This is a genomic window from Streptomyces sp. NPDC017979 (assembly GCF_044328175.1).
Taxonomy (GTDB): Bacteria; Actinomycetota; Actinomycetes; order Streptomycetales; family Streptomycetaceae; genus Streptomyces.
The window spans coordinates 54,886-80,234 of the sequence record NZ_JBIRGU010000003.1; the positions used below are offsets into that span (position 1 = coordinate 54,886).

Annotated in this window: 20 protein-coding genes; 13 read left to right on the forward strand and 7 right to left on the reverse strand. The window is 71.0% G+C overall.

Annotated elements, in window-relative coordinates; genetic code table 11:
- Nucleotides 1-2: 2 nt before the first annotated feature.
- The 3 genes from ACH4E8_RS09870 to ACH4E8_RS09880 all read left to right on the forward strand — a co-directional run bounded on the left by ACH4E8_RS09870 (nt 3) and on the right by ACH4E8_RS09880 (nt 4,780).
- A complete protein-coding gene (locus tag ACH4E8_RS09870) occupies nt 3-869 on the forward strand; it encodes a sugar phosphate isomerase/epimerase family protein (RefSeq protein WP_398446198.1) in 867 nt (288 codons plus the stop codon).
- A 183-nt stretch (nt 870-1,052) separates the two neighbouring features.
- On the forward strand, nt 1,053-3,260 hold the full coding sequence (locus ACH4E8_RS09875; protein WP_398446200.1) for an ATP-dependent RecD-like DNA helicase: 2,208 nt from the start codon (nt 1,053-1,055) through the stop codon (nt 3,258-3,260).
- Between the two features lie 230 nt (nt 3,261-3,490).
- A complete protein-coding gene (locus ACH4E8_RS09880) occupies nt 3,491-4,780 on the forward strand; it encodes a citrate synthase (RefSeq protein ID WP_361534553.1) in 1,290 nt (429 codons plus the stop codon).
- A gap of 721 nt (nt 4,781-5,501) precedes the next feature.
- On the opposite strand, the gene ACH4E8_RS09885 is transcribed toward ACH4E8_RS09880, so the two are convergent.
- Both ACH4E8_RS09885 and ACH4E8_RS09890 read right to left on the reverse strand, forming a co-directional pair.
- Complete coding sequence (locus ACH4E8_RS09885; protein ID WP_398446202.1) at nt 5,502-5,816, reverse strand: heavy-metal-associated domain-containing protein; 315 nt, start codon at nt 5,814-5,816, stop codon at nt 5,502-5,504.
- A gap of 98 nt (nt 5,817-5,914) precedes the next feature.
- Complete coding sequence (locus tag ACH4E8_RS09890) at nt 5,915-6,658, reverse strand: TetR/AcrR family transcriptional regulator (protein ID WP_398446204.1); 744 nt, start codon at nt 6,656-6,658, stop codon at nt 5,915-5,917.
- Between the two features lie 165 nt (nt 6,659-6,823).
- On the opposite strand from ACH4E8_RS09890, the gene ACH4E8_RS09895 reads away from it, so the two are divergent.
- The gene (locus ACH4E8_RS09895) at nt 6,824-9,181 is read left to right on the forward strand and encodes an MMPL family transporter (RefSeq protein WP_398446207.1); all 2,358 of its coding nucleotides are present in this window, start codon (nt 6,824-6,826) and stop codon (nt 9,179-9,181) included.
- Nucleotides 9,182-9,302: 121 nt separating this feature from the next.
- Here ACH4E8_RS09895 and ACH4E8_RS09900 read toward each other — a convergent pair whose 3' ends face one another.
- The 3 genes from ACH4E8_RS09900 to ACH4E8_RS09910 form a co-directional block, all read right to left on the reverse strand.
- A complete protein-coding gene (locus ACH4E8_RS09900; RefSeq protein ID WP_398446209.1) occupies nt 9,303-9,875 on the reverse strand; it encodes a GNAT family N-acetyltransferase in 573 nt (190 codons plus the stop codon).
- Between the two features lie 158 nt (nt 9,876-10,033).
- Nucleotides 10,034-10,228 (reverse strand): helix-turn-helix transcriptional regulator, encoded by a 195-nt coding sequence (locus ACH4E8_RS09905; protein ID WP_398446212.1) that lies wholly within the window; start codon nt 10,226-10,228, stop codon nt 10,034-10,036.
- A 213-nt stretch (nt 10,229-10,441) separates the two neighbouring features.
- Nucleotides 10,442-11,365 carry a sugar phosphate isomerase/epimerase family protein gene (locus ACH4E8_RS09910; protein WP_398446214.1) on the reverse strand — a complete coding sequence of 308 codons (924 nt, stop codon included), beginning with the start codon at nt 11,363-11,365 and terminating at the stop codon, nt 10,442-10,444.
- Between the two features lie 137 nt (nt 11,366-11,502).
- On the opposite strand from ACH4E8_RS09910, the gene iolC reads away from it, so the two are divergent.
- The 7 genes from iolC to ACH4E8_RS09945 all read left to right on the forward strand — a co-directional run bounded on the left by iolC (nt 11,503) and on the right by ACH4E8_RS09945 (nt 21,891).
- The gene (gene iolC, locus ACH4E8_RS09915; RefSeq protein ID WP_398446216.1) at nt 11,503-12,567 is read left to right on the forward strand and encodes a 5-dehydro-2-deoxygluconokinase; all 1,065 of its coding nucleotides are present in this window, start codon (nt 11,503-11,505) and stop codon (nt 12,565-12,567) included.
- A complete protein-coding gene (locus tag ACH4E8_RS09920) occupies nt 12,564-13,448 on the forward strand; it encodes a deoxyribose-phosphate aldolase (protein WP_398446217.1) in 885 nt (294 codons plus the stop codon). Before iolC ends, ACH4E8_RS09920 begins: the two co-directional genes overlap by 4 nt.
- Before the next feature lie 117 nt (nt 13,449-13,565).
- Nucleotides 13,566-14,513, forward strand: a complete 948-nt coding sequence (iolB, locus tag ACH4E8_RS09925; protein WP_398446219.1) for a 5-deoxy-glucuronate isomerase — start codon at nt 13,566-13,568, stop codon at nt 14,511-14,513.
- On the forward strand, nt 14,510-16,417 hold the full coding sequence (iolD, locus tag ACH4E8_RS09930) for a 3D-(3,5/4)-trihydroxycyclohexane-1,2-dione acylhydrolase (decyclizing) (protein WP_398446221.1): 1,908 nt from the start codon (nt 14,510-14,512) through the stop codon (nt 16,415-16,417). The genes iolB and iolD overlap by 4 nt, the downstream gene beginning before the upstream one ends.
- 120 nt (nt 16,418-16,537) lie before the next feature.
- Nucleotides 16,538-18,040: a CoA-acylating methylmalonate-semialdehyde dehydrogenase gene (gene mmsA / locus ACH4E8_RS09935; RefSeq protein WP_398446223.1), complete on the forward strand. Its 1,503-nt coding sequence runs from the start codon at nt 16,538-16,540 to the stop codon at nt 18,038-18,040.
- A 174-nt stretch (nt 18,041-18,214) separates the two neighbouring features.
- The gene (locus ACH4E8_RS09940; protein WP_398446225.1) at nt 18,215-21,031 is read left to right on the forward strand and encodes an alpha/beta fold hydrolase; all 2,817 of its coding nucleotides are present in this window, start codon (nt 18,215-18,217) and stop codon (nt 21,029-21,031) included.
- Nucleotides 21,028-21,891, forward strand: coding sequence for an ABC transporter permease (locus ACH4E8_RS09945; RefSeq protein WP_398446227.1), 864 nt, complete (start codon nt 21,028-21,030; stop codon nt 21,889-21,891). Before ACH4E8_RS09940 ends, ACH4E8_RS09945 begins: the two co-directional genes overlap by 4 nt.
- A 76-nt stretch (nt 21,892-21,967) precedes the next feature.
- Here the strand turns inward: ACH4E8_RS09945 and ACH4E8_RS09950 are convergent, their stop codons facing one another.
- The gene (locus ACH4E8_RS09950; protein WP_398446229.1) at nt 21,968-22,633 is read right to left on the reverse strand and encodes a DNA-binding response regulator; all 666 of its coding nucleotides are present in this window, start codon (nt 22,631-22,633) and stop codon (nt 21,968-21,970) included.
- Between the two features lie 302 nt (nt 22,634-22,935).
- Between ACH4E8_RS09950 and ACH4E8_RS09955 the strand changes: the two genes are divergently transcribed.
- Entirely contained in the window at nt 22,936-23,259 is a 324-nt protein-coding gene (locus tag ACH4E8_RS09955) for a hypothetical protein (RefSeq protein WP_398446231.1), read from the forward strand.
- Between the two features lies 1 nt (nt 23,260).
- On the opposite strand, the gene ACH4E8_RS09960 is transcribed toward ACH4E8_RS09955, so the two are convergent.
- Nucleotides 23,261-24,061, reverse strand: coding sequence for a class I SAM-dependent methyltransferase family protein (locus ACH4E8_RS09960; protein ID WP_398446233.1), 801 nt, complete (start codon nt 24,059-24,061; stop codon nt 23,261-23,263).
- Between the two features lie 227 nt (nt 24,062-24,288).
- Between ACH4E8_RS09960 and ACH4E8_RS09965 the strand changes: the two genes are divergently transcribed.
- Complete coding sequence (locus ACH4E8_RS09965) at nt 24,289-25,323, forward strand: YbhN family protein (protein WP_398446235.1); 1,035 nt, start codon at nt 24,289-24,291, stop codon at nt 25,321-25,323.
- Nucleotides 25,324-25,349 lie beyond the last annotated feature (26 nt).

Genomic DNA, 25,349 nt, shown 5'->3' on the forward strand with positions numbered 1-25,349 from the left:
ACATGACCGACGCCACGGCCCGCGGTACGGGGGAAGCCCCGGCCGACCTGAGCCGCTTCAGCATCAACCAGATGACCGTGAAGCAACTCTCCCTCCCCGAACTCCTCGACGGCTGCGCCCGCCTCGACATCCCGGGCATCGGCCTCTGGCGCGCTCCGGTGCACGCGCACGGGCTGGCCGCCGTGGCGAAGCTCCTGGACGACGCCGACCTCGCGGTCACCAGCCTGTGCCGAGGCGGCTTCTTCACCGCTGCCGACCCGGCCGAGCGCGCCCGGGCCCTGGACGACAACCGGGCCGCCATCGACGAGGCCGCGGCACTCGGCACGGACACCCTGGTCCTGGTCTCCGGAGGGCTGCCGACGGGCAGCAAGGACCTCACGGGCGCCCGGGAACGGATCGCCGATGCACTGCATGAACTCACCTCCTACGCCTGCGAGCGCGGTGTGCGTCTCGCTCTGGAACCTCTCCATCCCATGTACGCGGCCGACCGGTGCGCGATCTCCACGCTCGCGCAGGCACTCGACATCGCCGAGCGCTTCCCCTCCCACCAGGTCGGGGTGGTCGTGGACACCTACCACGTCTGGTGGGACGACACGGCAGCTGCTGCGGTCGTGCGGGCGGGGGCCGCCGGCCGCATCCACGCCTTCCAACTGGCCGACTGGACCACGCCCTTGCCCGAGGGCGTCCTCACCGGCCGGGGCCAGCTCGGCGACGGCTGCATCGACCTGCGGCAGTGGCGGCGGAGGGTGGACGCCGCCGGCTACCGAGGGCCGATCGAGGTCGAGCTGTTCAACGACGAACTGTGGGCGCGAGACGGCATGGACGTCCTGATCGAGACCGCCCGCCGCTTCGTGGAGCACGCCTCGTGAGCACGCCCTGTGACCCACGCCCGTGAGCACGACCCGTCTCGATCCGGGCCGCGAGGTTTTCGAGCCCGTGCCCATCACGATAGACACGAGCGCCCGATGACCCCCGAGTTATCCACAGGCGGAGGGTGACGGAGTTATCCACAGGCTGCAAGGAGTGTCGGACCGTGGCGGTAGCGTCGTGGCATGTCCAATCTTTCGGTGGTCGAAGGTGTCCTTGAGCGGATCACCTACGCCAATGAGGAGAACGGATACACGGTCGCCCGCGTCGACACCGGCCGTGGCTCCGGCGATCTGCTCACGGTGGTCGGCTCGCTGCTCGGCGCGCAGCCGGGCGAGTCCCTGCGGATGGAAGGCCGTTGGGGCTCCCACCCGCAGTACGGCAAGCAGTTCACCGTGGAGAACTACACGACGGTGCTGCCGGCCACCGTGCAGGGCATCCGCCGCTATCTCGGCTCGGGCCTGATCAAGGGCATCGGCCCGCGCATCGCCGAGCGGATCGTCGACCACTTCGGCATCGACACCCTCGACGTCATCGAGGAGGAGCCGGCCCGCCTCATCGAGGTCCCCGGCCTCGGCCCCAAGCGCACCAAGCTCATCGGCGCGGCGTGGGAAGAGCAGAAGGCCATCAAGGAGGTCATGGTCTTCCTGCAAGGCGTCGGCGTCTCCACCTCCATCGCGGTCCGCATCTACAAGAAGTACGAGGACGCCTCGATCTCCGTCGTGAAGAACCAGCCGTACCGCCTCGCGGCGGACGTCTGGGGAATCGGGTTCCTCACCGCGGACAAGATCGCCCAGGCCGTGGGCATACCGCACGACAGCCCGGAGCGCGTCAAGGCCGGCCTTCAGTACGCCCTGTCGCAATCCACCGACCAGGGCCACTGCTTCCTGCCCGAGGAACAGCTGATCGCCGACGCCGTGAAGCTGCTCCAAGTCGACACCGGTCTCGTGATCGACTGCCTCGCCGAGCTGGCGGCCGAGGAGGATGGGGTCGTGCGCGAGCAGGTGCCGTCCCCCGAGGGCGGCGAGTCGGTAACCGCGGTGTACCTGGTGCCCTTCCACCGCGCCGAGCTGTCGTTGGCGGGTCAGGTGCAGCGGCTGCTCAGGGCCTCCGACGATCGGATGCCGGCCTTCCAGGACGTCGTCTGGGACAAGGCGCTGGCCTGGCTCGCCGACCGGACCGGCGCGAAGCTGGCACCCGAGCAGGAGGCCGCCGTGCGCCTTGCGCTCACCAGCCGGGTGGCGGTGCTGACGGGCGGCCCGGGCTGCGGCAAGTCGTTCACCGTCCGGTCGGTGGTTGAGCTGGCGCGGGCCAAGAAGGCCAAGGTCGTGTTGGCCGCCCCCACCGGCCGGGCCGCCAAGCGGCTCTCCGAGCTCACCGGCGCCGAGGCGTCCACGGTGCACCGACTCCTGGAGTTGAAGCCCGGCGGCGACGCGGCGTACGACCGCGATCGACCGCTGGACGCGGACCTGGTCGTGGTGGACGAGGCGTCCATGCTCGACCTGCTCCTCGCCAACAAACTGGTGAAGGCCGTCGCCCCCGGAGCGCACCTGCTGCTGGTGGGCGACGTGGACCAACTCCCCAGCGTCGGAGCCGGCGAAGTGCTGCGCGACCTGCTCGCTGACGGGGGCCCGGTGCCGAACGTCCGGCTGACCCGGATCTTCCGCCAGGCCCAGCAGTCCGGCGTGGTCACCAACGCCCACCGGATCAATTCCGGCGTACCGCCCATCACCACCGGTCTGCCGGACTTCTTCCACTTCGTCGTCGAGGACACGGAAGAGGCGGGCAAGGTCACCGTCGATGTAGCTGCACACAGAATTCCGGCCAAATTCCGCCTTGATCCGCGGCGGGATGTGCAGGTGTTGGCTCCGATGCACCGGGGCCCCGCAGGTGCCGGCGTTCTCAACGGCCTGCTCCAGCAGGCCGTCACGCCGGCCCGTCCAGACGTGGCCGAGAAGCGCTTCGGCGGCCGGGTCTTCCGGGTCGGCGACAAGGTCACCCAGATCCGCAACAACTACGAGAAGGGCGAGAACGGCGTCTTCAACGGCACCGTCGGCGTGGTCACCTCCCTTCACCTGGAAGAACAGCGCCTGACGGTGCGCACCGACGAGGACGAGGAAGTGCCCTACGACTTCGACGAACTGGACGAATTGGCCCATGCCTACGCGGTGACCATCCACCGTTCACAGGGAAGTGAATACCCCGCCGTGGTGATCCCGGTCACCACGGGTGCGTGGATGATGCTCCAGCGCAACCTCCTCTACACCGCGGTGACCCGGGCGAAGAAATTGGTCGTCCTGGTCGGGTCCCGCCGTGCCATCGGGCAGGCCGTGCGCACGGTTTCCGCAGGCAGGCGCTTCACCGCGCTGGACCATCGACTCGCCGGAGGCTGACCCCGGGCCCGGCTCGCCCGCCCGGGGGACCGCTCGCCCGGGTGGGGTGGGAAATGACACCCCGACTTCCGGAATCCGGGCGAACGGGGCAGGATGAGCAGGTTGGCGGCACTGAGTGCCGCCAACGGGCCCAATGGTCGACCCCGAGTGCACTCTCATGCGCCAAATGGGGGATGGTAGAGACAGTCAGGGCACCTCGAAGAAGAGGCACTACGTCGGTGAGGGATGACGTGAGCGACAACTCTGTAGTACTGCGGTACGCGGACGGTGAGTACACCTACCCGGTGGTCGAGAGCACCGTCGGTGACAAGGGCTTCGACATCGGGAAGCTCCGGGCCCAGACGGGTCTCGTGACTCTGGACAGCGGCTACGGCAATACGGCCGCCTACAAGTCCGCGATCACCTACCTCGACGGCGAGCAGGGCATCCTGCGCTACCGCGGCTACCCCATCGAGCAGCTGGCCGAGCGCTCCACCTTCCTTGAGGTGGCCTACCTGCTCATCAACGGGGAACTCCCGACCGTCGACGAGCTGGCCGCGTTCAAGAACGAGATCACCCAGCACACCCTGCTGCACGAGGACGTCAAACGGTTCTTCGACGGCTTCCCGCGCGACGCCCACCCGATGGCCATGCTGTCCTCCGTGGTCAGCGCCCTGTCCACGTTCTACCAGGACAGCCACAACCCCTTCGACGAGAAGCAGCGCGACCTCTCCACGATCCGGCTGCTCGCCAAGCTGCCCACGATCGCGGCGTACGCGTACAAGAAGTCGATCGGCCACCCCTTCGTCTACCCGCGGAACGACCTCGGCTACGTCGAGAACTTCCTGCGGATGACCTTCTCGGTCCCCGCGCAGGAGTACGACCTCGACCCGGTCGTCGTCGCCGCGCTCGACAAGCTGCTGATCCTGCACGCGGACCACGAGCAGAACTGCTCCACGTCCACGGTCCGCCTGGTCGGCTCCTCGCAGGCGAACATGTTCGCCTCCATCTCCGCGGGCATCTCCGCGCTCTGGGGTCCGCTGCACGGCGGCGCCAACCAGTCGGTGCTGGAGATGCTGGAAGGCATCCAGCAGTCCGGCGGCGACGTCGACTCCTTCATCCGCAAGGTGAAGAACAAGGAAGACGGCGTGAAGCTCATGGGCTTCGGGCACCGCGTCTACAAGAACTTCGACCCCCGGGCGAAGATCATCAAGGCGGCGGCGCACGATGTCCTGTCGGCCCTGGGCAAGTCCGACGAGCTGCTGGACATCGCCCTCAAGCTGGAGGAGCACGCGCTCGCCGACGACTACTTCGTCGAGCGCAAGCTCTACCCGAACGTCGACTTCTACACCGGTCTGATCTACCGGGCCATGGGCTTCCCGACCGAGATGTTCACCGTGCTCTTCGCGCTCGGCCGGCTGCCCGGCTGGATCGCCCAGTGGCACGAGATGATCAAGGAGCCGGGCTCCCGCATCGGCCGTCCGCGGCAGATCTACACGGGTGAGGTCCTGCGCGACTTCGTCCCGGTGGAGGCCCGCTGACCGGCTGACCGGTCCGAGCGCCCACGACGAGGCGCCTGAGCGAACGGAAGCGCCCCACCGCCGATCCCCCCACGGGTCGGCGAGTGGGGCGCTTCCCATATCCCCGGAGCGGATTCCCCCCACGGGATCCGGCCGGGCGTCTGCAACCGCAGTTGCTCACGCGGTCTGCCGGGGTACGTACGCACGGGAGGGCCGCTCAAAGCTCCCCGGGCACGTGCCCCGGCCAACGCTTGCCTGGGATGTCCCCCAAGACAACCCATGAACGTCCCCCAAGACGTTCTCGGCATCGTCCATTTAGACCCGCGAGGAGCCTCAATGGTTACCCCTCAATATCTGTGATCTAGGTCTCTTTGTGAAGGTCTTGTGCCTCGGGTGTAGCTGGGGCGGGTAGCGCGGACGCCGGCCGAGCCTGTGGGTGAGCACCCTGGGTTCGTACTGGCCATGTCGCCGATCACGGCTTTGAGCTGCGGCGATGCTGGCGCTCGTGATCGTTCGTGGCGGCCTCCGGGGCTCGCTGGACAGCGGTGCGAGATCTTCTCGTGCGCGCCAGATGAGAGACGGATCACGTATCCGCGTGTCCGGCATGTCGGACGGCCGGCCGGTCGGCCGGGTGGCGGGGCGAGCTCGGTGGCGGTCCGGCGATGCGTCAGGGCCGTGCGGAAGCGGTGGGAGCTGCTTCCGCACGGCCCTGACGGCGGTGCTGGCGGGCGGGTGGCAGGGCTCAGGCCGTGCCGGCCAGCTCGTAGCCCGCCTCGTCCACGGCGGCGCGCACGGCCTCCTCGTCGAGGGCGGCCGCGGAGACCACGGTGACCAGACCGGTCGCGGCGACGGCCGAAACCGACGTCACGCCGGCGATGGTGGAGATCTCGCTGGAGATCGCGCCTTCGCAGTGGCCGCAGGTCATGCCGGTGACCTTGTAGACGGTCGTCACCGCGCCCTCGGTCGCGGCCTCCGCCGCGCCCGTGCCGCAGGAGCTGCCGCCGCAGCAGCTGGAGGCGGAGGTCTCGACGATCTCGATGTCGGACTGAGCAGTCATGGCGTTCTCCTCGTGGGGCATGGGCGGCATTCGTGGCATTCCAGGCAATCGGGAGCCTTTGTGGCTCCCGCGCTCGCGATGCTCACCATACTATACCCCTAGGGGGTATGGAAGGAGGTGCAGGCTCCGGCGTGGCCCTCCGGGAAGAGCGGTTCCAGGTAGCGGAACATGACCCGCTTGATCTCCGTCGCGTACGCCTCGCGTTCCGCTCCTTCGTGCGTGAGGACGAGTTCGAGGCCGGCCTTGAAGATCGAGAAGCTGGTGTTCGCGATGAGGGTGAGCTGCGCAGGCGGCGCGTCGGGCAGGTAACTGCTGATGATGTCCTCCAGGCGGGTCAGCAGGCTCGCGTGGATCGCCTCGAACTCCTGGGTGATCTGACCGGGGGCGTCCGGGCCGTGGATCAGGACGGCGAAGGCCGGGTTCGCGTAGTTGAACTCGAAGAGCGGGTCGAGCACCGCGTCCAGCACCTGGTCGAACGGCAGGTCGAGACTGGTCGCGTCGAGCGCCGCGCCGTGGGAGCGGTGCCAGTCGTCGAGCAGTCGGCCGCCGAGCTCGATGGCGATGGCTTCCTTGTTCGGGAAGAACTGGTAGAGCGTGCCCGGCGAGACGCCCGCCTCGCGGGCGATGGCGTTGGTGCTGGCGCTGGTGTAGCCGGAGGTGCAGAAGACCTTGGCCGCGGCGTCCAGGAGCTGGGCGATGCGGCGTTCCCCCCGGGCCTGTCGACGGCGCGGCTTGCCGGGCGCGCCGGGGGCGTCGGGCGGGCCCGGCACGGGCGTCCTGGCGGCTTCCGCGGATGCGGCGGGCGTTGGGTCTGTCGACTCCCGCCTTCTCGGCTCTGGCACTGATATCCCCAGCTTTCCGATCCAGTTGACAAACGCGAGCGCTCACTCGCATTCTAGTTCCACGCTAATGCGAGCGATCGCTCGTGTTTTCTGTTCCTTGGTGACGATCACCCGTGCGCGCGTTCTCGGCGTGCGTACGGGCCACGGTGAAGGGGACACCGCACGATGTCCGAAGTCAACCGCTCGTCCGCGGCGCGGAGCTCGCGCCCCGAGCAGGAGAAACCCGCGCCCGGTCGATGGACCCGGCTCGTCACCGCGCGACCGCGCCTGGCGCTGTTCGCCGCCCTCGTCGTCACCGTGCTCGCCGTGTTCGCCGGCAGTGGCGTCGCGGACCGCATGGGCAGCGGCGGCTGGGAGGACCCAGGCGCCGAGTCCACCTACGCCACCGAGGCGTTGGAGCGGGAGTTCCCCGAGTCCCAGCCCAATCTGCTCCTGCTCGTCGACGCCGGCCGACAGAGCGTGGACAGCGAGGCCGTGGCCGCCGAAGGGCGGCGGCTCGCCGAGCGCCTGGCCGCCCAGGGCGACGTCACGGGCGTGGGGTCGTACTGGCAGAGCCCGTCGCCCGCGCTGCGCTCCGAGGACGGCCGCGAGGCGCTGATCGTCGCGCGGATCTTGGGGGACGAGAAGGCCGCCGCTCAGACGCTGGAGCGGATCGGGGACACCTTCCGCGGTGAGCACGGCCCGGTCGAGGTCTCGATCGGCGGCCCCGTCGCCGTGGGCCACGAAATGACGACGATCATCCAGGACGACCTGGTGCGGGCCGAACTGATCGCCCTGCCGATCACCCTGCTGCTGTTGGTCCTGGTCTTCGGCAGCGTGATCGCCGCGCTGTTGCCGCTGGGCGTCGGCATCGTCGCCATCCTGGGGACGAACGCTGTGCTGCGCGGCATCACCGAGTTCGCCGACGTCTCCGTCTTCGCGCAGAACCTCACCACGGCGCTCGGCCTCGGCCTCGCCATCGACTACGCCCTGTTCATCGTGCGCCGCTTCCGGGAGGAGCTGGCCACGGGAGCCGACGTGAAGGACGCCGTCGGCACCACCTTGCGCACGGCCGGGCGCACGGTCCTGTTCTCGGCCCTGACGGTCGCGGTCTCCCTCGCCGCCATGCTCGTCTTCCCGCAGTACTTCCTGCGCTCCTTCGCCTACGCGGGCATCGCCGTGGTCGCTCTCGCCGCCGTGGCTGCCCTCGTCCTGCTCCCGGCCGCCCTGATGCTGCTGGGCCACCGGATCAACTCCCTCGACCTGCGTGCGGCGTTCCGACGCCGGCGCGGTCGGGTCGAGCGGCCCGGGGGAGAGGGTTCCAAGGCGGTTCGGGGCGGCTGGGCACGGCTGGCCGATCTGGTGATGCGCCGGGCCCCGCTCTTCGCCTTCACCACGGTCACCGCCCTGGTCCTGCTGGGGCTGCCCTTCCTCGGGGTCAAGTTCGGTACGCCGGACGACCGCCAGTTGCCGTCGTCCGCAGAGTCGCACGTGGTGCAGCAGCACATCAGGGACGGCTTCCCCGGCAGCCCGGACGGCGGCATCGAGATCTTCGCCGAGGCCGTTGACTCCGAGGCCGCCGACTCCGGGGGCGCGGGCGGCGTGAGCGCCGAGCAGTACGCCGAGTACCGCGACCGGGTGGCCGCGCTCCCCGGAGTGCTGCGGGTGGACGGGCCGGTCACCTCGGGCAGTGCCGCTTACTTCACCGTCCAGCCCGAGGGTGAGGCGGTCGGGGACGGGGCCCAGGGCCTGGTGCACGAGATCCGTGACGTCCCGGCCCCGTTCGAGACCTCCGTGACCGGCCGTGCAGCCGTTCTGGAGGACTCCAAGGCGGCCATCGCCGGCGGGCTGCCGCTCGCCCTCGGGTTCATCGCCGTGGTGACGCTGCTGCTGGTGTTCCTGCTCACCGGTAGTGTGCTGATCCCCCTCCAGGCGGTCCTGCTCAACGGCCTGAGCCTCACGGCCATGTTCGGTGCCGTGGTCTGGGTCTTCCAGGACGGCAATCTGTCCGGGCTGCTCGGCTTCACACCGACCGGGGACATCGAGACGAACCTGCCCGTGCTGATGTTCTGCGTCGCCTTCGGCCTCTCCATGGACTACGGGGTCTTCCTGCTCTCCCGCATCAAGGAGGAGTACGACCGCACCAAGGACCACGAGCACGCCATCCGGTTCGGGCTCCAGCGCACCGGAGGGCTGATCACCGCGGCCGCGCTGATCCTCGCCGTGGTGATGGTCGCCATCGGCACGTCCCGGGTGACCAACACCAAGATGCTTGGCCTGGGGCTCGCGGTCGCGGTGCTGATGGACGCGATGGTGGTCCGCGGGCTGCTGGTGCCGGCGGTGATGAAGCTCACCGGGGCGCGCACGTGGTGGGCGCCGGCGCCGCTGCGGCGGTTCCACGACCGGTTCGGGCTCAGCGAGGGGGAGATACCACCCTCCTCGCTCGTGGCGACGGGTGAGGAGGGCGAGGTCACCGAGCCCACCGGGGTCGCTGGGGCAACGGAGGGCACTGCCGAGACCGGTCGGGGTGCAGTGCGGACCTGAGCGCCCGGGCTTGCGGGTCCAGCGCCCGATGTCAGTGACCGGCGCGCCGCGACCAGCGGCAGCGCCGGGACCGGACCGGTGACGCGTACGTGGACCGGGGTCGTGCTGGTGCCGGTGTCGGTCAGGTGTCGGAGCGGGTGACCCAATCGCTGGCCAGCATCGACATCGCGGTGGCGTCCACCCACTCGCCGCGATGGCGCAGCACCTCGCGCTCGATGCCCTCGGCGACGAAGCCGACCTTCTCGTAGACGCGGCGGGCGCGCGGGTTGAAGTCGTAGACGCTCAGCGCGATCCGGTGGAGGCCGACGTGGGTGAAGCCGTGGCCGACGATCAGTCGGGTGGCCTCGGTGCCGAGGCCGCGATCGCGGCCCTTGGGGCCGATCAGGGTGCGGAAGCGGCAGTTCTGGTTGGCCGGGTCCCACTCGTGGAGGACGACCTCGCCGACGACCTCGCCGTTCGCCCGGTTCACGACCGCGAGGTCGAGGCGGTCGGTCTGGTCGTTGCGGGAGGTGTACCAGGCGTGCAGGGCGGAGTCCGCCGTCTTGTCGTCATCGGGAGCCCCGGTGAAGTGGAGGACGTCGGGGTCGCTCAGGATCTCGACCATCGTGGGGACGTCGGCCTCGGTGAAGGGCCGCAGGGTGACCCGTTCCCCGCGGAGGGTCGGTTTGAGGGAGAAACCGGAGGTGGCGTTCATGGGCGCATTGTCGAAAGCGGAGCAAGCGTCCGGCAATCCAATATGTGGTGCGGGGTGCCACCTGCCCCGCGGAGTCCGGCGGGGGCGGGGTGCGGCCGGGGTGGATGTGCAGGGTCCCGCACCCCTGGTCGAAGCGCGGGACCCAGGATGACGCACGGTCAGCGGCGACCCCTGTTGCCCGGGCGGTTGGCCACCCAGGTGCGGATGGTGTCGGCGTACCAATAGGGCTTGCCGGCCTCGACGAGGTCCGGGGGCGGCAGATGTCCGTGCTTGCGGTAGGAGCGGACGGTGTCCGGTTGGACCCGGATGTGAGCGGCGATCTCCTTGTACGACCAGAGCCTTCTGTCCGACATCTGAGTGGCACCTCCTGGTGTGGCCGCAGTCACGGTTGGGGGACCGTGAGGGACCTGCGGCGGAAACGCCTGGCGATCACCGAGCCTGGCGCCTGGAGCCCGTCGAAGAGGAGGGGAAGGGCGGTGATGTTGATCAGCTGTGACGGAAGACCCGCGTAATCGGGACATGTGTGATGAGTATCTAACAACCATGCCAGATAAGACGTTTGCTTATCAGGCCCCGCAAGATCGCAGGAATTGTCGGGTCCTTCGGGCGATGGGTAGGGGTTTGTCCGGTGGGCAGGGGTACATGTCCTGCTCGACGATGGCGAACAGGTCGACATCGAGAGCCTGGGCCGCTGCAAGGACCGGCTCCAGGGCGGGCACCCCGGTGGGCGGTTCGCACATCACGCCGCGCGCCACCGCGGGGCCGAAGGGCAGGTCCTCCGCGACGACGCCGGCCAGCACCGCCGGGTCGACCTGCTTGAGGTGGAGGTAGCCGAGCCGTTCGCCGTAGGTCTCGATCAGCTTGACGCTGTCGCCGCCGCAGTAGGCGTAGTGCCCGGTGTCCAGGCAGAGCGAGACCAGTTCGGGATCGGTGCCGTCGAGGAACCGGGCGACGTTCTCCTCGCCGTCGACGTGGGTGTCCGCGTGCGGGTGGACCACGATCCGCAGCCCGTACCGCTCGCGCACCTCGCGGCCCAGCCGTTCCGTCTGGCCGGTCAGGTCCCGCCACTGCGCGGCGGTCAAGGTGCTGTCCTCCAACACCTCGCCCGTCTTGTCGTCACGCCAGAAGGCCGGGATCACGACGAGGTGGCGGGCGCCCATGTCCCGGGTGAGCGCCGCGATGGCCGAGACGTGCTCCCAGGTGCGGTCCCAGACCGCGGGGCCGTGGTGCAGCCCGGTGAAGACCGTGCCCGCGGAGACCTTCAGCCCGCGGCGTCCGGTCTCCGCGCCGAGCACGGCGGGGTCGCTGGGCAGATATCCGTACGGGCCGAGTTCGATCCACTCGTACCCCGCGTCGGCGACCTCGTCGAGGAAGCGCTGCCAGGGGACCTGCTCGGGGTCGTCGGCGAACCACACCCCCCAGGAGTCGGGAGCCGAGCCGACCCGGATGCGGCTGAGGGAAGCGGCGGGGGACGGGGCGCGGAGCGTCATACCGTCGAGCTTTCCGGCCGGTTCGGAAGGGTGTCAAGCCTTCGTCCGAATGTCAGGACAAAATGTTGACAGGCTCCGGGAAAGCCAATAGACCTGGTGGGAGCCCCGCGCCGAACCGAAGGACCGAAGGGACGCGCATGCCTCAGCCGTACGACCCCCAGCCGTACGACGTGATCACCATGGGCCGGATCGGGGTCGACCTGTATCCGCTGCGGACCGGGGTCCCGCTGGCGCAGGTCGACGTCTTCGGGAAGTTCCTCGGCGGCTCGGCCAGCAACGTCGCCGTCGGCGCCGCCCGCCTCGGCCGCCGCACCGCGGTCGTCACCCGCACCGGAGCGGACCCCTTCGGCGACTACCTCCACCAGGCGCTGCGCGAGTTCGACGTGGACGACCGCTGGGTGACTCCGGTGGCCGAGCACCCCACCCCGGTCACCTTCTGCGAGATCTTCCCCCCGGACGACTTCCCCCTCTACTTCTACCGTCGGCCCAAGGCGCCCGACCTGGAGATCCGCGCCGACGAGTTGGACCTGGACGCGATCGCCCGGGCCCGGGTCTTCTGGATGACCGGCACCGGGCTGTGCGCCGAGCCCAGCCGCGGTGCCACCCAGACCGCACTCGCCCACCGGAACCGCGCCGGCGCCACCGTCTTCGACCTCGACTGGCGGCCGATGTTCTGGCGCGACCCCGAGGCGGCCCGCCCCTACTACCGGGAGGCGCTGCGCTTCGCCACCGTGGCCGTCGGCAACCTCGACGAGTGCGAGATCGCCACGGGGGAGCGCGCCCCCGAAGCCGCCGCCCGTGCGCTGCTGGCCGCCGGCGTCGAACTCGCCGTCGTCAAGCAGGGCCCCGAGGGGGTGCTCGCGCTCCACCGCGACGGCGCCCGCGCCCAGGTCCCGCCCGTCCCCGTCGAGGTCGTCAACGGCCTCGGAGCGGGCGACGCGTTCGGCGGCGCGCTCTGCCACGGGCTGCTCGCCGGCTGGCCGCTGGAGCGCGTGATGCGGTACGCGAACGCGGCCGGGGCCATCGTCGCGGCCCGCCTCGCCTGTTCCAGCGCCATGCCGTACCCGCAGGAGGTCGAGCAGGTCCTCGCGGGCGGCCCGGTCCCACCGTCCCCCACGCCCCCACCAGCCGCACCCGACCCCCGTACCGACTCCGCAGCCGCCCAGACCGCGGCCCAGAGCACCCCCGGAGCCCTGTCGTGAGCCGCGTCTCCATCGGCGACCTCGTCGGGATCCGCACCCGCCACCCCGAAGCCGTCGCCGAGGCGGCGCAGCGCCGTCGCCGACGATCCCGACTGGTCGGCGAGAGCGGACGGTTGATGATCGTCGCGGCCGACCACCCCGCCCGCGGCGCGCTCGCCGTCGGCGACCGCCGCCTCGCCATGGCCAACCGTCTCGACCTGCTCGAACGACTCTGCCTCGCACTGTCCCGCCCCGGCGTCGACGGCGTCCTCGCCACCGCCGACATCCTCGACGACCTGCTCCTGCTCGGCGCGCTCGACGAGAAGGTCGTCGTCGGCTCCATGAACCGCGGGGGGCTCGCCGGCGCCGCCTTCGAACTCGACGACCGCTTCACCGGGCACCGCGCCCAGGACCTGGCCCGACTCGGTTTCGACGCGGGCAAACTGCTGCTGCGCATCGACTACCAGGACCCCGGCTCCCTCGACACCCTGCACGCCACCGCCCGCGCCGTCGACGACATGGCGGAGCGCCGACTGCCCGTCTTCGTCGAACCGTTCATCTGCCACCGGGTGGACGGCCGGCTGCGCACCGACCTGAGTGCCGAGGCCGTCACCCGTTCCATAGCCATCGCGTCCGGGCTCGCCGGCACTTCCGCGTACACCTGGTTGAAGGTCCCGGTCACGGACGACCCGGGCGACATGGCGGCGGTGATGCAGACGTCCACGCTGCCCGCGGTGATCCTCGGCGGCGAGATCGGCGACGACCAGGACGGCGCGTACGAGAAGTGGCACGCGGCACTCCAACTGCCGACGGTGCAGGGGCTGGTGGTGGGACGCTCGTTGCTCTACCCGGTGGACGGGGACGTCGCCAAGGCCGTCGACACCGCGGTAGGACTGCTGTAGGGCTTGCCCGGGCGCTCGGGTGCCAGGGCTCCGAGCCCCCGGGCTCGGGATGTCGGGCCCGGACCCTCGGGCTCCAGGGCCCGTTGTCAGTGCGATGAGGGAAAGTAGGGGAGAACGATGGGCACGCAGGACGACGCACCGGCCCGACGGTCGTACGTGCCGGCGGGCAGCGCCGCCGACGGTCCGTACGCCCTGCGGATCGACCCCGAGCACGCCGGCTGGGGGTACGCCGCAGTCCGCGTGCTGGAGCTCGCCCCCGGGGCGGTGCACCGCTTCGCCACCGGCGACAGCGAGTGGATCGTCCTTCCGCTCCAGGGCGGATGCACCGTCGAGGTCGACGGCGAGTTCTTCGAATTGCTGGGCAGGGAAAGCGTCTTCAGCGGGGTCTCCGACTTCGCCTACGTCCCCCGCGATGCCCACACACAGATCGCCTCCGGTGCGGGAGGCCGCTTCGCGCTGGCAGGAGCGAAGTGCGAGCGCCGACTCCCCGCTCGCTACGGCCCCGCGCCGGAGGTACCGGTCGAACTGCGCGGCTCCGGCACGTGCTCGCGCCAGGTGAACAACTTCGCCGCCGCCGACACGTTCGACTGCGACCGGCTGATCGCGGTGGAGGTGCTGACCCCCGGCGGCAACTGGTCGTCGTACCCGCCGCACAAGCACGACGAGCACCGGCCCGGCGCCGAATCGGAGTTGGAGGAGGTCTACTACTTCGAGATCGCCGGTGACGGACTCGGCTACCACCGGGTGTCGCCGTCCCGCCCCGGCGGTACGGACGTCCTGGCCGAGGTCCGCACCGGTGACGTCGTGCTGATCCCCGACGGCTGGCACGGCCCGTCCATCGCCGCGCCCGGCCGCGACATGTACTACCTGAACGTGATGGCCGGGCCCGGCCCCGAGCGGGAGTGGCTGATCTGCGACCACCCCGACCACGGCTGGATCCGGGAGACCTGGCCGCAGCAACAGGTCGACCCCCGGCTGCCGTTGTACGGAGCCGAGCCCGCGACCCGGGCCGCCCCCACCTCAGCCCCCACGGACCAGCCCCGGACCCCGGAAGGATCACGATGACCACCCGTCGGCTCACCGTCGCCCAAGCGCTCGTCGCCTTCCTCGCCCGCCAGCACACCGAGCGCGACGGCCGCCGCCAGCGACTGATCGCGGCCACCTGGGGCATCTTCGGCCACGGCAACGTCGCCGGCATCGGCCAGGCGCTCGTGGAGTCCGGCACAGGACCCGGCGCCCCCATGCCGTACTACCAAGGGCGCAACGAACAGGCCATGGTGCACGCCGCCGTCGGCTACGCCCGCCAGTCCCGCCGCCTCTCCGCGCACGCCGTCACCACCTCCATCGGCCCCGGCGCGACGAACCTGGTCACGGGCGCCGCGCTGGCGACGATCAACCGCCTGCCGGTGCTGCTGCTCCCCGGCGACGCCTTCGCGACCCGGCCCGCCGACCCCGTGCTCCAGCAGTTGGAGACGCCGCACGCGGGCGACGTTTCCGTCAACGACGCCCTGCGCCCCGTCTCCCGCTACTTCGACCGCGTCACCCGCCCGGAAGCGCTCGTTCCGGCCGCGCTCCAGGCCATGCGCGTACTCGCCGACCCGGCCGAGACGGGCGCCGTCACCCTGGCGCTGCCGCAGGACGTCCAGGCCGAGGCGTACGACTGGCCCGAGGACTTCTTCGCCGACCGAGTCTGGCGGGTGGCCCGCTCCCGGCCGGACCGCCGCGACCTCGAATCCGCGGTGCACGCGGTGACCGCGGCCCGGCGCCCGCTGCTCGTCGCCGGCGGCGGCGTCCACCACAGCGAGGCCGAGGAGGCGCTGGCGGCGTTCGTCGACGCGACCGGCGTCCCCGTCGCGTCCACCCAGGCCGGCAAGGGCTCCCTGCCGTACGACCACCCCTGCGACGTGGGCGCGATCGGCCACACCGGCACCGCCGCCGCCAACGACCTGGCGCGCACCGCGGACCTGGTCATCGGCGTCGGCACGCGCTGGTCGGACTTCACCACCGCGTCGTCCACCCTCTTCCAGAACCCCGCAGTCCGCTTCCTGAACCTCAACGTCACCTCCTTCGACGCCCACAAGATGGCCGGGCTCTCGGTCGTCGCGGACGCCCGCGCCGCGCTCGCCGAGCTGACCGGGGACGTCGCCGCCCGGCACCCCGACTTCCGCGTCCCTAAGGCGTACGCACGGGAGTACGGTGAGGGCAAGGAGCGCTGGGAGCGCCTGGTGGACGCGGCGTACGAACCGGCCCGGCCCGGCGAAGAGGATCTGCGCCCCACCCAGGCCCAGGTGCTCGGCGCCCTGGACGCGCTGGTCACCGAGGACGACATCCTGATCAACGCGGCCGGGTCCCTCCCCGGTGACCTGCACAAGCTGTGGCGGACGCGCGGCAGCGACCAGTACCACGTCGAGTACGGCTACTCCTGCATGGGGTACGAGATCCCCGCCGCCATCGGCGTGGCGATGGCGGCTCCGGGGCGGCCCGTGTGGGCGCTGGTCGGGGACGGCACGTACCTGATGAACCCCACCGAGATCGTCACCGCCGTCCAGGAGAACATCCCGATCAAGGTGGTGATCCTGCAGAACCACGGATACGCGTCGATCGGCGGGCTGTCGGAGGCCGTCGGCGCGGAGCGCTTCGGCACGGCGTACCGACTGCGGGCCGCGGACGGGACGTACACCGGCGCACCGCTCCCGGTCGACCTCGCGGCGAACGCGGCCTCGCTCGGGCTGCGGGTGATCCGCGCCCGCACCGTCCACGACCTGCGCGAAGCGCTGGCCGAAGCGCGCTGGTCGGACGTGCCCACAGGTGTCTACGTGGAGACCGAAACGGCAGACACTGTGTCGGGCGCGCCCCCGGCGCAGGCGTGGTGGGATGTTCCCGTGGCCCAGACGGCGGACCGCCCGTCCGCGATCAAGGCCCGGGAGGAGTACGAGCGGCAGGTCGCGGCCCGGCGCCGGCATCTGTGACCCGTCGAGTCCGTTGACCCGTCGACGCGTCGGATCCGTCGGCTGCCGTCCGTCCCTCCGGTCCGCCCGTACGCGACCCGCCCGGCCCGTGTGCCGACTCTCGTGAAGGAGCCTTTCGTCATGACGAAGACCGTCAACCACTGGATCGGTGGCAAGGCCGTCGAGGGCGCGTCCGGCACCTGGGGCGAGGTCACCGACCCCGCGACCGGCGCCGTCACCACACGGGTCGCGCTGGCCTCCGCTGACGAGGTCGGGGCCGCCGTCGCCGCGGCCAAGGAGGCGTACGCGACCTGGGGAACCTCCTCGCTCGCCCAGCGCACCGCGGTCCTCTTCCGCTACCGCGCGCTGCTGGACGCCCGGCGCGACGAGATCGCCGCGCTGATCACCGCCGAGCACGGCAAGGTGCACTCCGACGCGCTCGGCGAGGTGGCGCGCGGACTGGAGATCGTCGAGCTGGCCTGTGGAATCCCCGGCCAGCTCAAGGGCGAGCTGTCGACGCAGGTATCCAACCGGGTCGACGTCGCCTCGATCCGCCAGCCGCTCGGGGTCGTCGCGGGCATCACCCCGTTCAACTTCCCGGCGATGGTGCCGATGTGGATGTTCCCGTTGGCCATCGCCTGCGGCAACACCTTCGTCCTCAAGCCGAGTGAGAAGGACCCTTCGGCGGCGAACCTGCTCGCGGAGCTGGCCGCGGAGGCGGGGCTTCCGGACGGCGTGCTGAACGTGGTGCACGGGGACAAGGTCGCCGTCGACGCCCTGCTGGCGCACCCGGACGTGGCCGCGGTCTCCTTCGTCGGCTCGACCCCTATCGCCCGCTACATCCACACCACTGCCTCGGCGAACGGCAAGCGCGTCCAGGCGCTCGGCGGTGCGAAGAACCACATGCTGGTGCTGCCCGACGCGGACCTGGACGCGGCGGCGGACGCGGCGGTCTCGGCGGCGTACGGCTCCGCGGGCGAGCGCTGCATGGCGATCTCCGCGGTGGTGGCCCTCGACTCCGTCGCCGACGAACTCGTCGAGAAGATCCGCGAGCGCGCCGAGAAGATCAAGATCGGGCCGGGCGACGACCCGGCGTCGGAGATGGGCCCGCTGATCACCAAGGCGCACCGGGACAAGGTCGCCTCCTACGTCACGGGCGCCGCGGCGCAGGGTGCCGAGGTCGTCCTCGACGGCACCGGGTACACCGTCGAGGGGCACGAGGAGGGGCACTGGATCGGGCTGTCCCTGCTCGACCGGGTCTCCACCGACTCCGACGCCTACCGCGACGAGATCTTCGGCCCGGTGCTGTGCGTGCTGCGCGCGGCGACGTACGAAGAGGGCCTGGCGCTGATCAACGCGTCCCCGTACGGCAACGGCACCGCGATCTTCACCCGGGACGGCGGCGCGGCCCGCCGCTTCCAACTGGAGGTCGAGGCGGGCATGGTCGGCGTGAACGTGCCGATTCCGGTGCCCGTCGGGTACCACTCGTTCGGTGGTTGGAAGGACTCGCTCTTCGGCGACCACCACATCTACGGCAACGACGGCGTGCACTTCTACACCCGCGGCAAGGTCGTCACCACCCGTTGGCCGGACCCCTCGGAGCCGCACGCAGGCGTCGACCTGGGCTTCCCGCGCAACCACTGACCGCGGTCGGCATCCGGCACACGGCCTCCGGGGCGCGCACGACGAGGCAGCCGGGTGGAGCGCCCGCGTACCACCGCTGGTGTACCCGGCCGGTCCGCGTACTTCCCAGGGAGGCCGCCCGGCTCCCACCACGGACAGCGCGGGGACCTCGGAGGTTCCGCTTAGGGTTTCCCCATGAAGACCCGACTTCCCCGGCCCGGTCGGCGCGGGCGATGGCTCGCGGGCGCCGCGGCGCTCGTCGCCCTCGCCGGCGCCGGCACCTGGACCGCGGTCGCCGACGACTCGGACCCGGTCGTGCACCGCGAGGACCGGACCCAACAGATGCCGGGCGCGCAGATCGACACCTCCTACTTCACCGCGGGGGACCGGGACGCGCGCCGTCCGGCCGTCCTCCTCGGCCACGGCTTCGGCGGCAGCAAGGACGACGTTCGCGCCCAGGCCGAACAACTGGCCCGGGACGGCTACGCCGTACTGACCTGGTCCGCCCGCGGCTTCGGCAAGTCCACCGGGAAGATCGGGCTCAACGACCCGGCCCACGAGATCAAGGACGTCTCCCGGCTCGTCGACTGGCTCGCCGACCGCCCCGAAGTCCTGCTGGACGCGGACGGAGACCCGCGCGTGGGCGTCGCCGGTGCCTCGTACGGCGGGGCGAGCGCACTGCTCGCCGCCGGCCACGACCAGCGCGTCGACGCCATCGCCCCGGCGATCACCTACTGGAACCTCGCCGACGCGCTCTTCCCCGACGGCGTCTTCAAGAAGCTGTGGGCCGGCATCTTCTTCTCCACCGGGTCCTTCGAAGCGCCCGACGGGGCCTCTCCCTCGACCCCGCCGGCGACCGAACCCGCTCGGCCCCCGGGCGCGGGCTCCGGCACCACCGCCCCCGGCACGGCCGCCGAACCGGGCGGGCGCGGCGCCTGCGGGCGGTTCCAACCCGAGATCTGCGCCCTGTACGAACGGGTCGCCACCAGCGGCAAGCCCGACGCCGCCGCCCGTGAACTGCTGGCGGCCCGCAGCCCGTCCGCCGTCGGCGACCGCATCAAGGTGCCCACCCTGATCGTGCAGGGGCAGTCGGACTCCCTCTTCCCCCTCGGCCACGCCGACGCCATGGCCGAACGGATCAGGGCCAACGGCGCCCCCGTCGCCGTCGACTGGATCGCCGGCGGTCACGACGGCGGCGACAGCGAGGGCGACCGCGTCGAAAAGCGCGTCACCGACTGGTTCGACCGCCATCTCAAGCGCGACGAGAGCGCCGGAACGGGCCCGGCCTTCCGGGTCAGCCGCACCGGAGGAATCGACTCCACCGACGGCCAGGCGCTGCTGCGCGGCGCGACCGCCGCCCGCTACCCCGGCCTGCGCAACGGCCCCGAGCCCATCGCGCTCTCCGGCCCGCCGCAGACCTTCGCCAACCCGGCCGGCGCCAGTCCGCCGGCGCTCTCGGCCGTCCCCGGCCTCAGTGGCGGGCTCGGCCAGCTCTCCTCCGTCGGCGTCGGCTTCTCCCTCGACTTCCCCGGCCAACACGCCCGCTTCGACTCCGCACCGCTGACCCGGACGCTCCAGATCACCGGCGCACCGACCGTCCGCGTCAAGGTCACCTCCTCGACGGGCCAGGCCGTCCTCTTCGCGAAGGTGTACGACGTCGGGCCCGACGGCCGCACCCAGGTCCTGCCCTCCCAACTCGTCGCCCCCGTCCTGGTCGAGGACGCCACCAAGGGCAAGGAGGTCGAGCTGACCCTGCCCGCCGTGGACCACCAGGTCGACGCCGGCCACCGGCTGCGGCTGGTGCTCTCCGCCACCGACCTCGGCTACGCCTCCCCGACGGCCCCCGCCACCTACACCGTCGCCCTCGCCGGCAGCGCCGGAACCGGAGCCGGTACAGGCGACGGCGCGAAGGCGACGAACGCGGCCGCGAACTCCGCGGTGCTGAGCGTCCCCACGGCCCCGGCCGTGCAGACCCAGGCCGCCGGGCTGCCCTGGTGGACCTGGGCCCTGCCGAGCGCCGCCGCGCTGATCGCCGCCGCCTTGCTGCTGACCGCCCGCCGACGGGCCATCGCCCCGGCGCCCGACCTCGAACTCGCCGACGTCCCGCTGGAGATCACCGGCCTCACCAAGCGGTACGCCAAGTCCAGCGACCGCTACGCCGTGCGGGAGCTGTCCTTCCGCGTGGAGAAGGGCCAGGTACTCGGACTGCTCGGCCCCAACGGCGCCGGCAAGACCACCACCCTGCGGATGCTGATGGGCCTCATCCGGCCCGACGAGGGCGAGATCCGGGTCTTCGGTCACGCCATCCGACCCGGCGCGCCCGTCCTCTCCCGCGTCGGCGCATTCGTCGAGGGCGCCGGTTTCCTTCCGCACCTGTCGGGGCGGGAGAACCTGGAGCTGTACTGGCGCGCGACCGGACGGCCCGCCGAGGACGCCCACATCGACGAGGCGCTGGAGATCGCCGGCCTCGGCGAAGCGCTCGCCCGTGCCGTGCGCACCTACTCCCAGGGCATGCGCCAGCGACTGGCCATCGCCCAGGCCATGCTGGGCCTGCCGGACCTGTTGATCCTCGACGAGCCGACGAACGGACTCGACCCGCCGCAGATCCGCGAGATGCGGGACGTGATGATCCAGTACGCGGCCGGTGGCCGCACGGTGATCGTCTCCAGTCACCTCCTTTCCGAGGTCGAACAGTCCTGCACGCACCTCGTGGTCATGGACCGCGGCCGGCTGGTGCAGGCGGGTCCGGTCGCGGAGATCACCGGCGAGAGCGACACCCTGCTCGTCACCACCGCGGGCGAGGTGTCCGACCCGCTGGTGGAGAAGATCGACGCCCTGCCCGGGGTCCGCTCCGCGGTGCGCGTCGACGAGGGGCTGCTGGTCCGCCTCGACGGCGTCACCTCCACCGCGCTGATCGGTGAACTCGTCCGGCTGGACGTGCCGCTCACCGGAGTCGGTCCCCACCGTCGTCTGGAGGACGCCTTCCTCACCCTGATCGGAGGTTCCGCATGAGCGGGCTGGCCCAGCACCCCGTGTCGGCGCCCGGCTACCGGGCACGACGCACCCTGCCGGTGCGCGTCGAGGCCGTACGGCAGCTCAAGCGCCGTCGGACGATGGTGATGGCCGCCGTCCTCGGTGCGCTGCCGTTGGTCCTCATCGTCGCCTTCGCCATCGGTACCCCCGGTGGCGAGGGGAACGACCGGATCACCCTCATGGACACCGCCACCGCATCGGCCGCGAACTTCGCCGCGACGTGCCTCTTCGTCTCCGCGGGCTTCCTGCTGGTGGTGCCGGTCGCGCTGTTCCACGGGGACACCGTCGCTTCCGAGGCCAACTGGTCCTCCCTCCGCTATCTCCTGGCCGCACCCGTCCCCCGGGCACGGCTGCTGTGGTCGAAGCTGGTCGTGGCGCTCGGCTTCAGCGCCGCCGCGATGGTGCTGCTGCCGCTGGTCGCCCTGGTCGCGGGCACCTTCGCCTACGGTTGGGGGCCGCTGAAGCTGCCCACCGGCGGCTCCCTCGCCACTGCCGAGACGCTGCCGAGGATCGGGATCGTCCTCCTCTTCATCTTCGTCTCCCAACTGGTCACCGCGGGGCTCGCCTTCTGGCTCTCCACCAAGACCGACGCCCCGCTGGGAGCGGTCGGCGGCGCGGTCGGACTGACGATCGTCGGCAACGTCCTGGACGCGGTCACCGCCCTCGGGGCGTGGCGCGAGGTGCTGCCTGCGCACTGGCAGTTCGCCTGGATAGACGCGCTCCAACCACAGCTGGAGTGGAGCGGCATGGCCAAGGGCGCCGCGGTGTCGATCTCCTACGCCCTGGTGCTCTTCGCCCTCGCCTTCCGCACCTTCGCCCGTAAGGACGTCGTGTCGTAGGGGGCGCCTTCCTCAGGGCCCGCCAGGCAGGCGGGACCGTGAGGACACTCCGTGGGTCCCCATCCGGAACAGAGGGTTAGACCCAGCCGCGTCGAGCCGCTTCCACTCCCGCCCGGAAGCGGCTCGACGTGCCGAGGACGTTCATCAGCTCGCCCACCCGACGGCTGTAGGTCCGTCCGGACATGTTGAGCCGGGCCGCGGCCGCGTCGTCCGTGAGGCCGGCGAGTATTGCCTCAAGCACGGGCCGCAGATGGGCGGGCGCACCCGGGGGGCGCGGCTGCCGGGAAGGGTCGTCGCCCGCCTCCCACCACGCCTGGTGCGTACGGACCAGGGCCTGGACGAGGACCGGATCGCGGATCAGCAGAACGCCGTTGTCATGCAGGTCGAGATCGAGCGGGACCGCGGCGACCGCGCGGTCGGCGACGATTATCGAGAACGGGATCGAGTCCGTCACCCGGGTCTCGACGGGGCAGCGGCCCGCCTCACGGAGCTGCGACAGCACGTGTCGAGGGGCGATCCGTCGCACCAGGGCGGGCCGGGACGCGGACCGGCACCCAGTCGTGTCGCCCTGTCCGGCAAGTCTGAGGAACGGCTCGGGCGCGCCCTCGCCGTCCTGACGCACCGGGTCGTCGAAGCTCAGCAACTCCCGGCGGGCCGAATGCACCAGGCCCGCGAGGGTCGTCCGCACTCGGGTGACACCGAGAATGCGGGTGACGCCCCGCGCCTGCTGTATCTGCTGCACCTGCTGCCTCGACAGCCCGGACGACTCCCGCCGGACAGGCCCCGACAACACCTTCCGTCCGAGCACGGAACTCGGAACCACCGCCACCGACATGGCACATCATCCCCCGCCATTCCTTGCCGGCCACACGGTCGTCCCCTCGAAACCGTGGGCAACTCCATGTATGCACACGGCCGCGCAACGTGACAAGAGCCTGATCGGAGTGTGGCGAGTCCTTGCCACTCGCGTTGGTTGACGACTCCGGCGGGACACGCTTGTTACAGCAAGTGAAGTCGAAGTCACCGAGTGAAGGGGGATTCACCATGTTTCGACGCATCACCGCCATCGCCCTGTCCGCAGCCGCCGCCGTGCCGCTGTTGGCAATGGGCCCGTCCGCCCAAGCAGCGGAAGCCGCGCCAGTGCCCGCCCTGCTCAGTTGTCGCACCAGCACCGACGGGTGGACGGGGCGGGCCGACTGCCACAATCCCAGTAACCAGGTGGTGGCCTTCCGGGCGGTCGTCGTATGCGGCTGGTGGCCCGATGCCTACGGCGCGTGGATCACGCTCAGGCCCGGACAGTCCGGCTGGTCCTCCGCGAAGTGCGGCGGAGGCACCGGAGTCGGGAGCGTGAGCTGGCAGGAAGGCTGACTCAGCCGCGCGCCGTGGTGACGGTGAAGAGCCCCACCGACTCCCGGCGGCTGGCGACCTCGGCGAAACCGGCGTCGCGGGCCCAGCGCTCGGCCTGCTCGACCGGGCGGCACTTCATCACCCAGGGCACGCCCTCGCGGTTGGGGAGCACGTTCGCGATGAACTCCAATTGGGGATGCCGGGTCTGGGTGGTGAAGACCAGGACGCCGCCCGGCGCGAGCAGACCGCGCAGCCGCTCGACGGAGGCCGCGATCGCATCGTCTTCCAGGAGCAGTTCGTAGAGACCGGAGACGACGATCACGTCCGGTGCGCCGTCGGCGGGCGGCTGCGGGGCGAGGGCGTCGCCGTGGGCGAAGGTGATGCCGACCAGTCCGCGCTGGGCGGCCTGGCGTTCGCCCTGGGAGAGCCCGGCGCGGTCGAGGTCCCGGCACTCGACCCGTAGGGCGCCCGCGGGGTGCTCCGCCACGAGGTCCTGGAGGTAGCGGCCGGGCCCCGAGGCGACGTCCAGGACGGTGGCCCGGCCGCCCCGCTCGGCGATCTCCTTGCGAAGCACGTCCTTGAGGAGTTCACGGCGGGCGCGGATGGCCCGCCAGCCAACGGCGTTGAGATAGCAACGGTCGATGACACGACCGATGCCGAGACTGCCCTGCGCCTTGTTGACGTAGACGTGGTCGAGCATCGATCCGCTGTCGAAGCCGTGTCGGTAGCCGATGCGGACGCCTTCGCTGAGCCGCCCCACCGTGCCCAGCAGCAGCCGCATCGCAGCCCACTGCGCCTTCTTGAGGCCCTTGGTCCTGGTCATGGAGACAGCTTGGCGGTGCGGTGGGCGGCCGGGCATCCGTGTGACTACTCGCCCCATGAGTAGGCGTTCATGAAGATGCCTGAGTATGAGTGCGGGCACCCCGACATGAAGTTGTTGTGTGCAGGGGACAGCTTCTGCGAACCGAAACGGTGCGACGTCCGTTGTGGTTCATGAGTCCGCGCGGACGTTAGGGACGCGCCGGGAGTGGAAGGACGGTGGGGAGGTTGGTGATCTCCGAGCCCCTGTCGGAGTCCGAGCCCGTGTCCGGGGCCGCAGCCGAGGCCGCCGGCGTAACCGCGCCGAAGGGCCGAATGGCCTCGTCAGGGCTGCGGCGGCTGCCGCTGCGGCAGTTGATGTGCGTGGTGCCGTTCGCGCTGCTGGCGTACTGGGCCGTGGAGAACTGGTCGGTCGTCTCCTCGGGCGTCGGGCTTCTCAAGGACGCGCACTCCGGTTGGCTCGTTCTGGGCGGCATCGTGACGGGGCTGTGGTCGGTGGCGTCGGCCTTCGTGCGGCAGGGCACGGTCGTCGAACGACTGCCCGCGGGACGGCTGGTGGCCACCCAGTTCGCGGCCGGCTCGGCGAATCAGCTGTTGCCCGCAGGGATCGGGGCGCATCTGGTGACCCTGCGCTTCCTGCGGGGCTGCGGGGTGCCGCTGGACCGCTCCACCGCGGCGCTCGGGCTCTACAGCTTGGTGAAGGGGGTCGCCAGGGCAGGACTGCTGTTGTCGTTGGTGCTGGTGTTCCCCGAGGCATTGGAGTTGCCGACGTTGGTGCCGCCCGGACAGGCTGTGTTGGTGGGGGCGTTGGTGTTGGCGTTGGTGGCCGCGGCGGTCACCGTGCTGTTGCTGGTGGCGCGAAGGCTACGGAAGGGAGTGGTGCGGTTCCTGCGGACGGCGCTGCTGGACGCCCGTACGCTGCATCGGATGCCCGCGCGGACTGCGGCGCTGTGGGGCGGGGCGCTGGCTTTCCCACTGCTCCAGTCCGGGGTGTTGATATGTGTGGCGGCGGCCGTCGGTCTCGGGGTGCCCTGGCCGCACCTGGTGATCGCCTACCTCACCGCGAGCATTGCGGCCGGTTTGGTGCCCACGCCCGGTGGGATCGGCTCCGTGGAGCCGGCGTTGGCCTTCGCGCTTGTGATGGTCGGTGCGCCGCTGGTGGTGGCGACGGCCACCGTCATCGGGTTCCGCTTCCTGACGGTGTGGCTGCCGTTGCTGCCGGGCGTCGCGGTGCTGGCGCTGTTGGTGCGACGACGGGTGTTGTGAGCCGTTCGGCGCGGGGGTGGGACACG

What these genes read in the sequence shown, in the direction of transcription:
- ACH4E8_RS09870 (WP_398446198.1), top strand. Translation starts at nt 3, where the DNA reads ATGACCGACGCCACGGCCCGCGGTACGGGGGAAGCCCCGGCCGACCTG.
- ACH4E8_RS09875 (WP_398446200.1), top strand. Translation starts at nt 1,053, where the DNA reads ATGTCCAATCTTTCGGTGGTCGAAGGTGTCCTTGAGCGGATCACCTAC.
- ACH4E8_RS09885 (WP_398446202.1), bottom strand. Translation starts at nt 5,816, where the DNA reads ATGACTGCTCAGTCCGACATCGAGATCGTCGAGACCTCCGCCTCCAGC.
- ACH4E8_RS09895 (WP_398446207.1), top strand. Translation starts at nt 6,824, where the DNA reads ATGTCCGAAGTCAACCGCTCGTCCGCGGCGCGGAGCTCGCGCCCCGAG.
- ACH4E8_RS09900 (WP_398446209.1), bottom strand. Translation starts at nt 9,875, where the DNA reads ATGAACGCCACCTCCGGTTTCTCCCTCAAACCGACCCTCCGCGGGGAA.
- ACH4E8_RS09905 (WP_398446212.1), bottom strand. Translation starts at nt 10,228, where the DNA reads ATGTCGGACAGAAGGCTCTGGTCGTACAAGGAGATCGCCGCTCACATC.
- ACH4E8_RS09910 (WP_398446214.1), bottom strand. Translation starts at nt 11,365, where the DNA reads ATGACGCTCCGCGCCCCGTCCCCCGCCGCTTCCCTCAGCCGCATCCGG.
- iolC (WP_398446216.1), top strand. Translation starts at nt 11,503, where the DNA reads ATGCCTCAGCCGTACGACCCCCAGCCGTACGACGTGATCACCATGGGC.
- iolB (WP_398446219.1), top strand. Translation starts at nt 13,566, where the DNA reads ATGGGCACGCAGGACGACGCACCGGCCCGACGGTCGTACGTGCCGGCG.
- iolD (WP_398446221.1), top strand. Translation starts at nt 14,510, where the DNA reads ATGACCACCCGTCGGCTCACCGTCGCCCAAGCGCTCGTCGCCTTCCTC.
- mmsA (WP_398446223.1), top strand. Translation starts at nt 16,538, where the DNA reads ATGACGAAGACCGTCAACCACTGGATCGGTGGCAAGGCCGTCGAGGGC.
- ACH4E8_RS09940 (WP_398446225.1), top strand. Translation starts at nt 18,215, where the DNA reads ATGAAGACCCGACTTCCCCGGCCCGGTCGGCGCGGGCGATGGCTCGCG.
- ACH4E8_RS09945 (WP_398446227.1), top strand. Translation starts at nt 21,028, where the DNA reads ATGAGCGGGCTGGCCCAGCACCCCGTGTCGGCGCCCGGCTACCGGGCA.
- ACH4E8_RS09955 (WP_398446231.1), top strand. Translation starts at nt 22,936, where the DNA reads ATGTTTCGACGCATCACCGCCATCGCCCTGTCCGCAGCCGCCGCCGTG.
- ACH4E8_RS09960 (WP_398446233.1), bottom strand. Translation starts at nt 24,061, where the DNA reads ATGACCAGGACCAAGGGCCTCAAGAAGGCGCAGTGGGCTGCGATGCGG.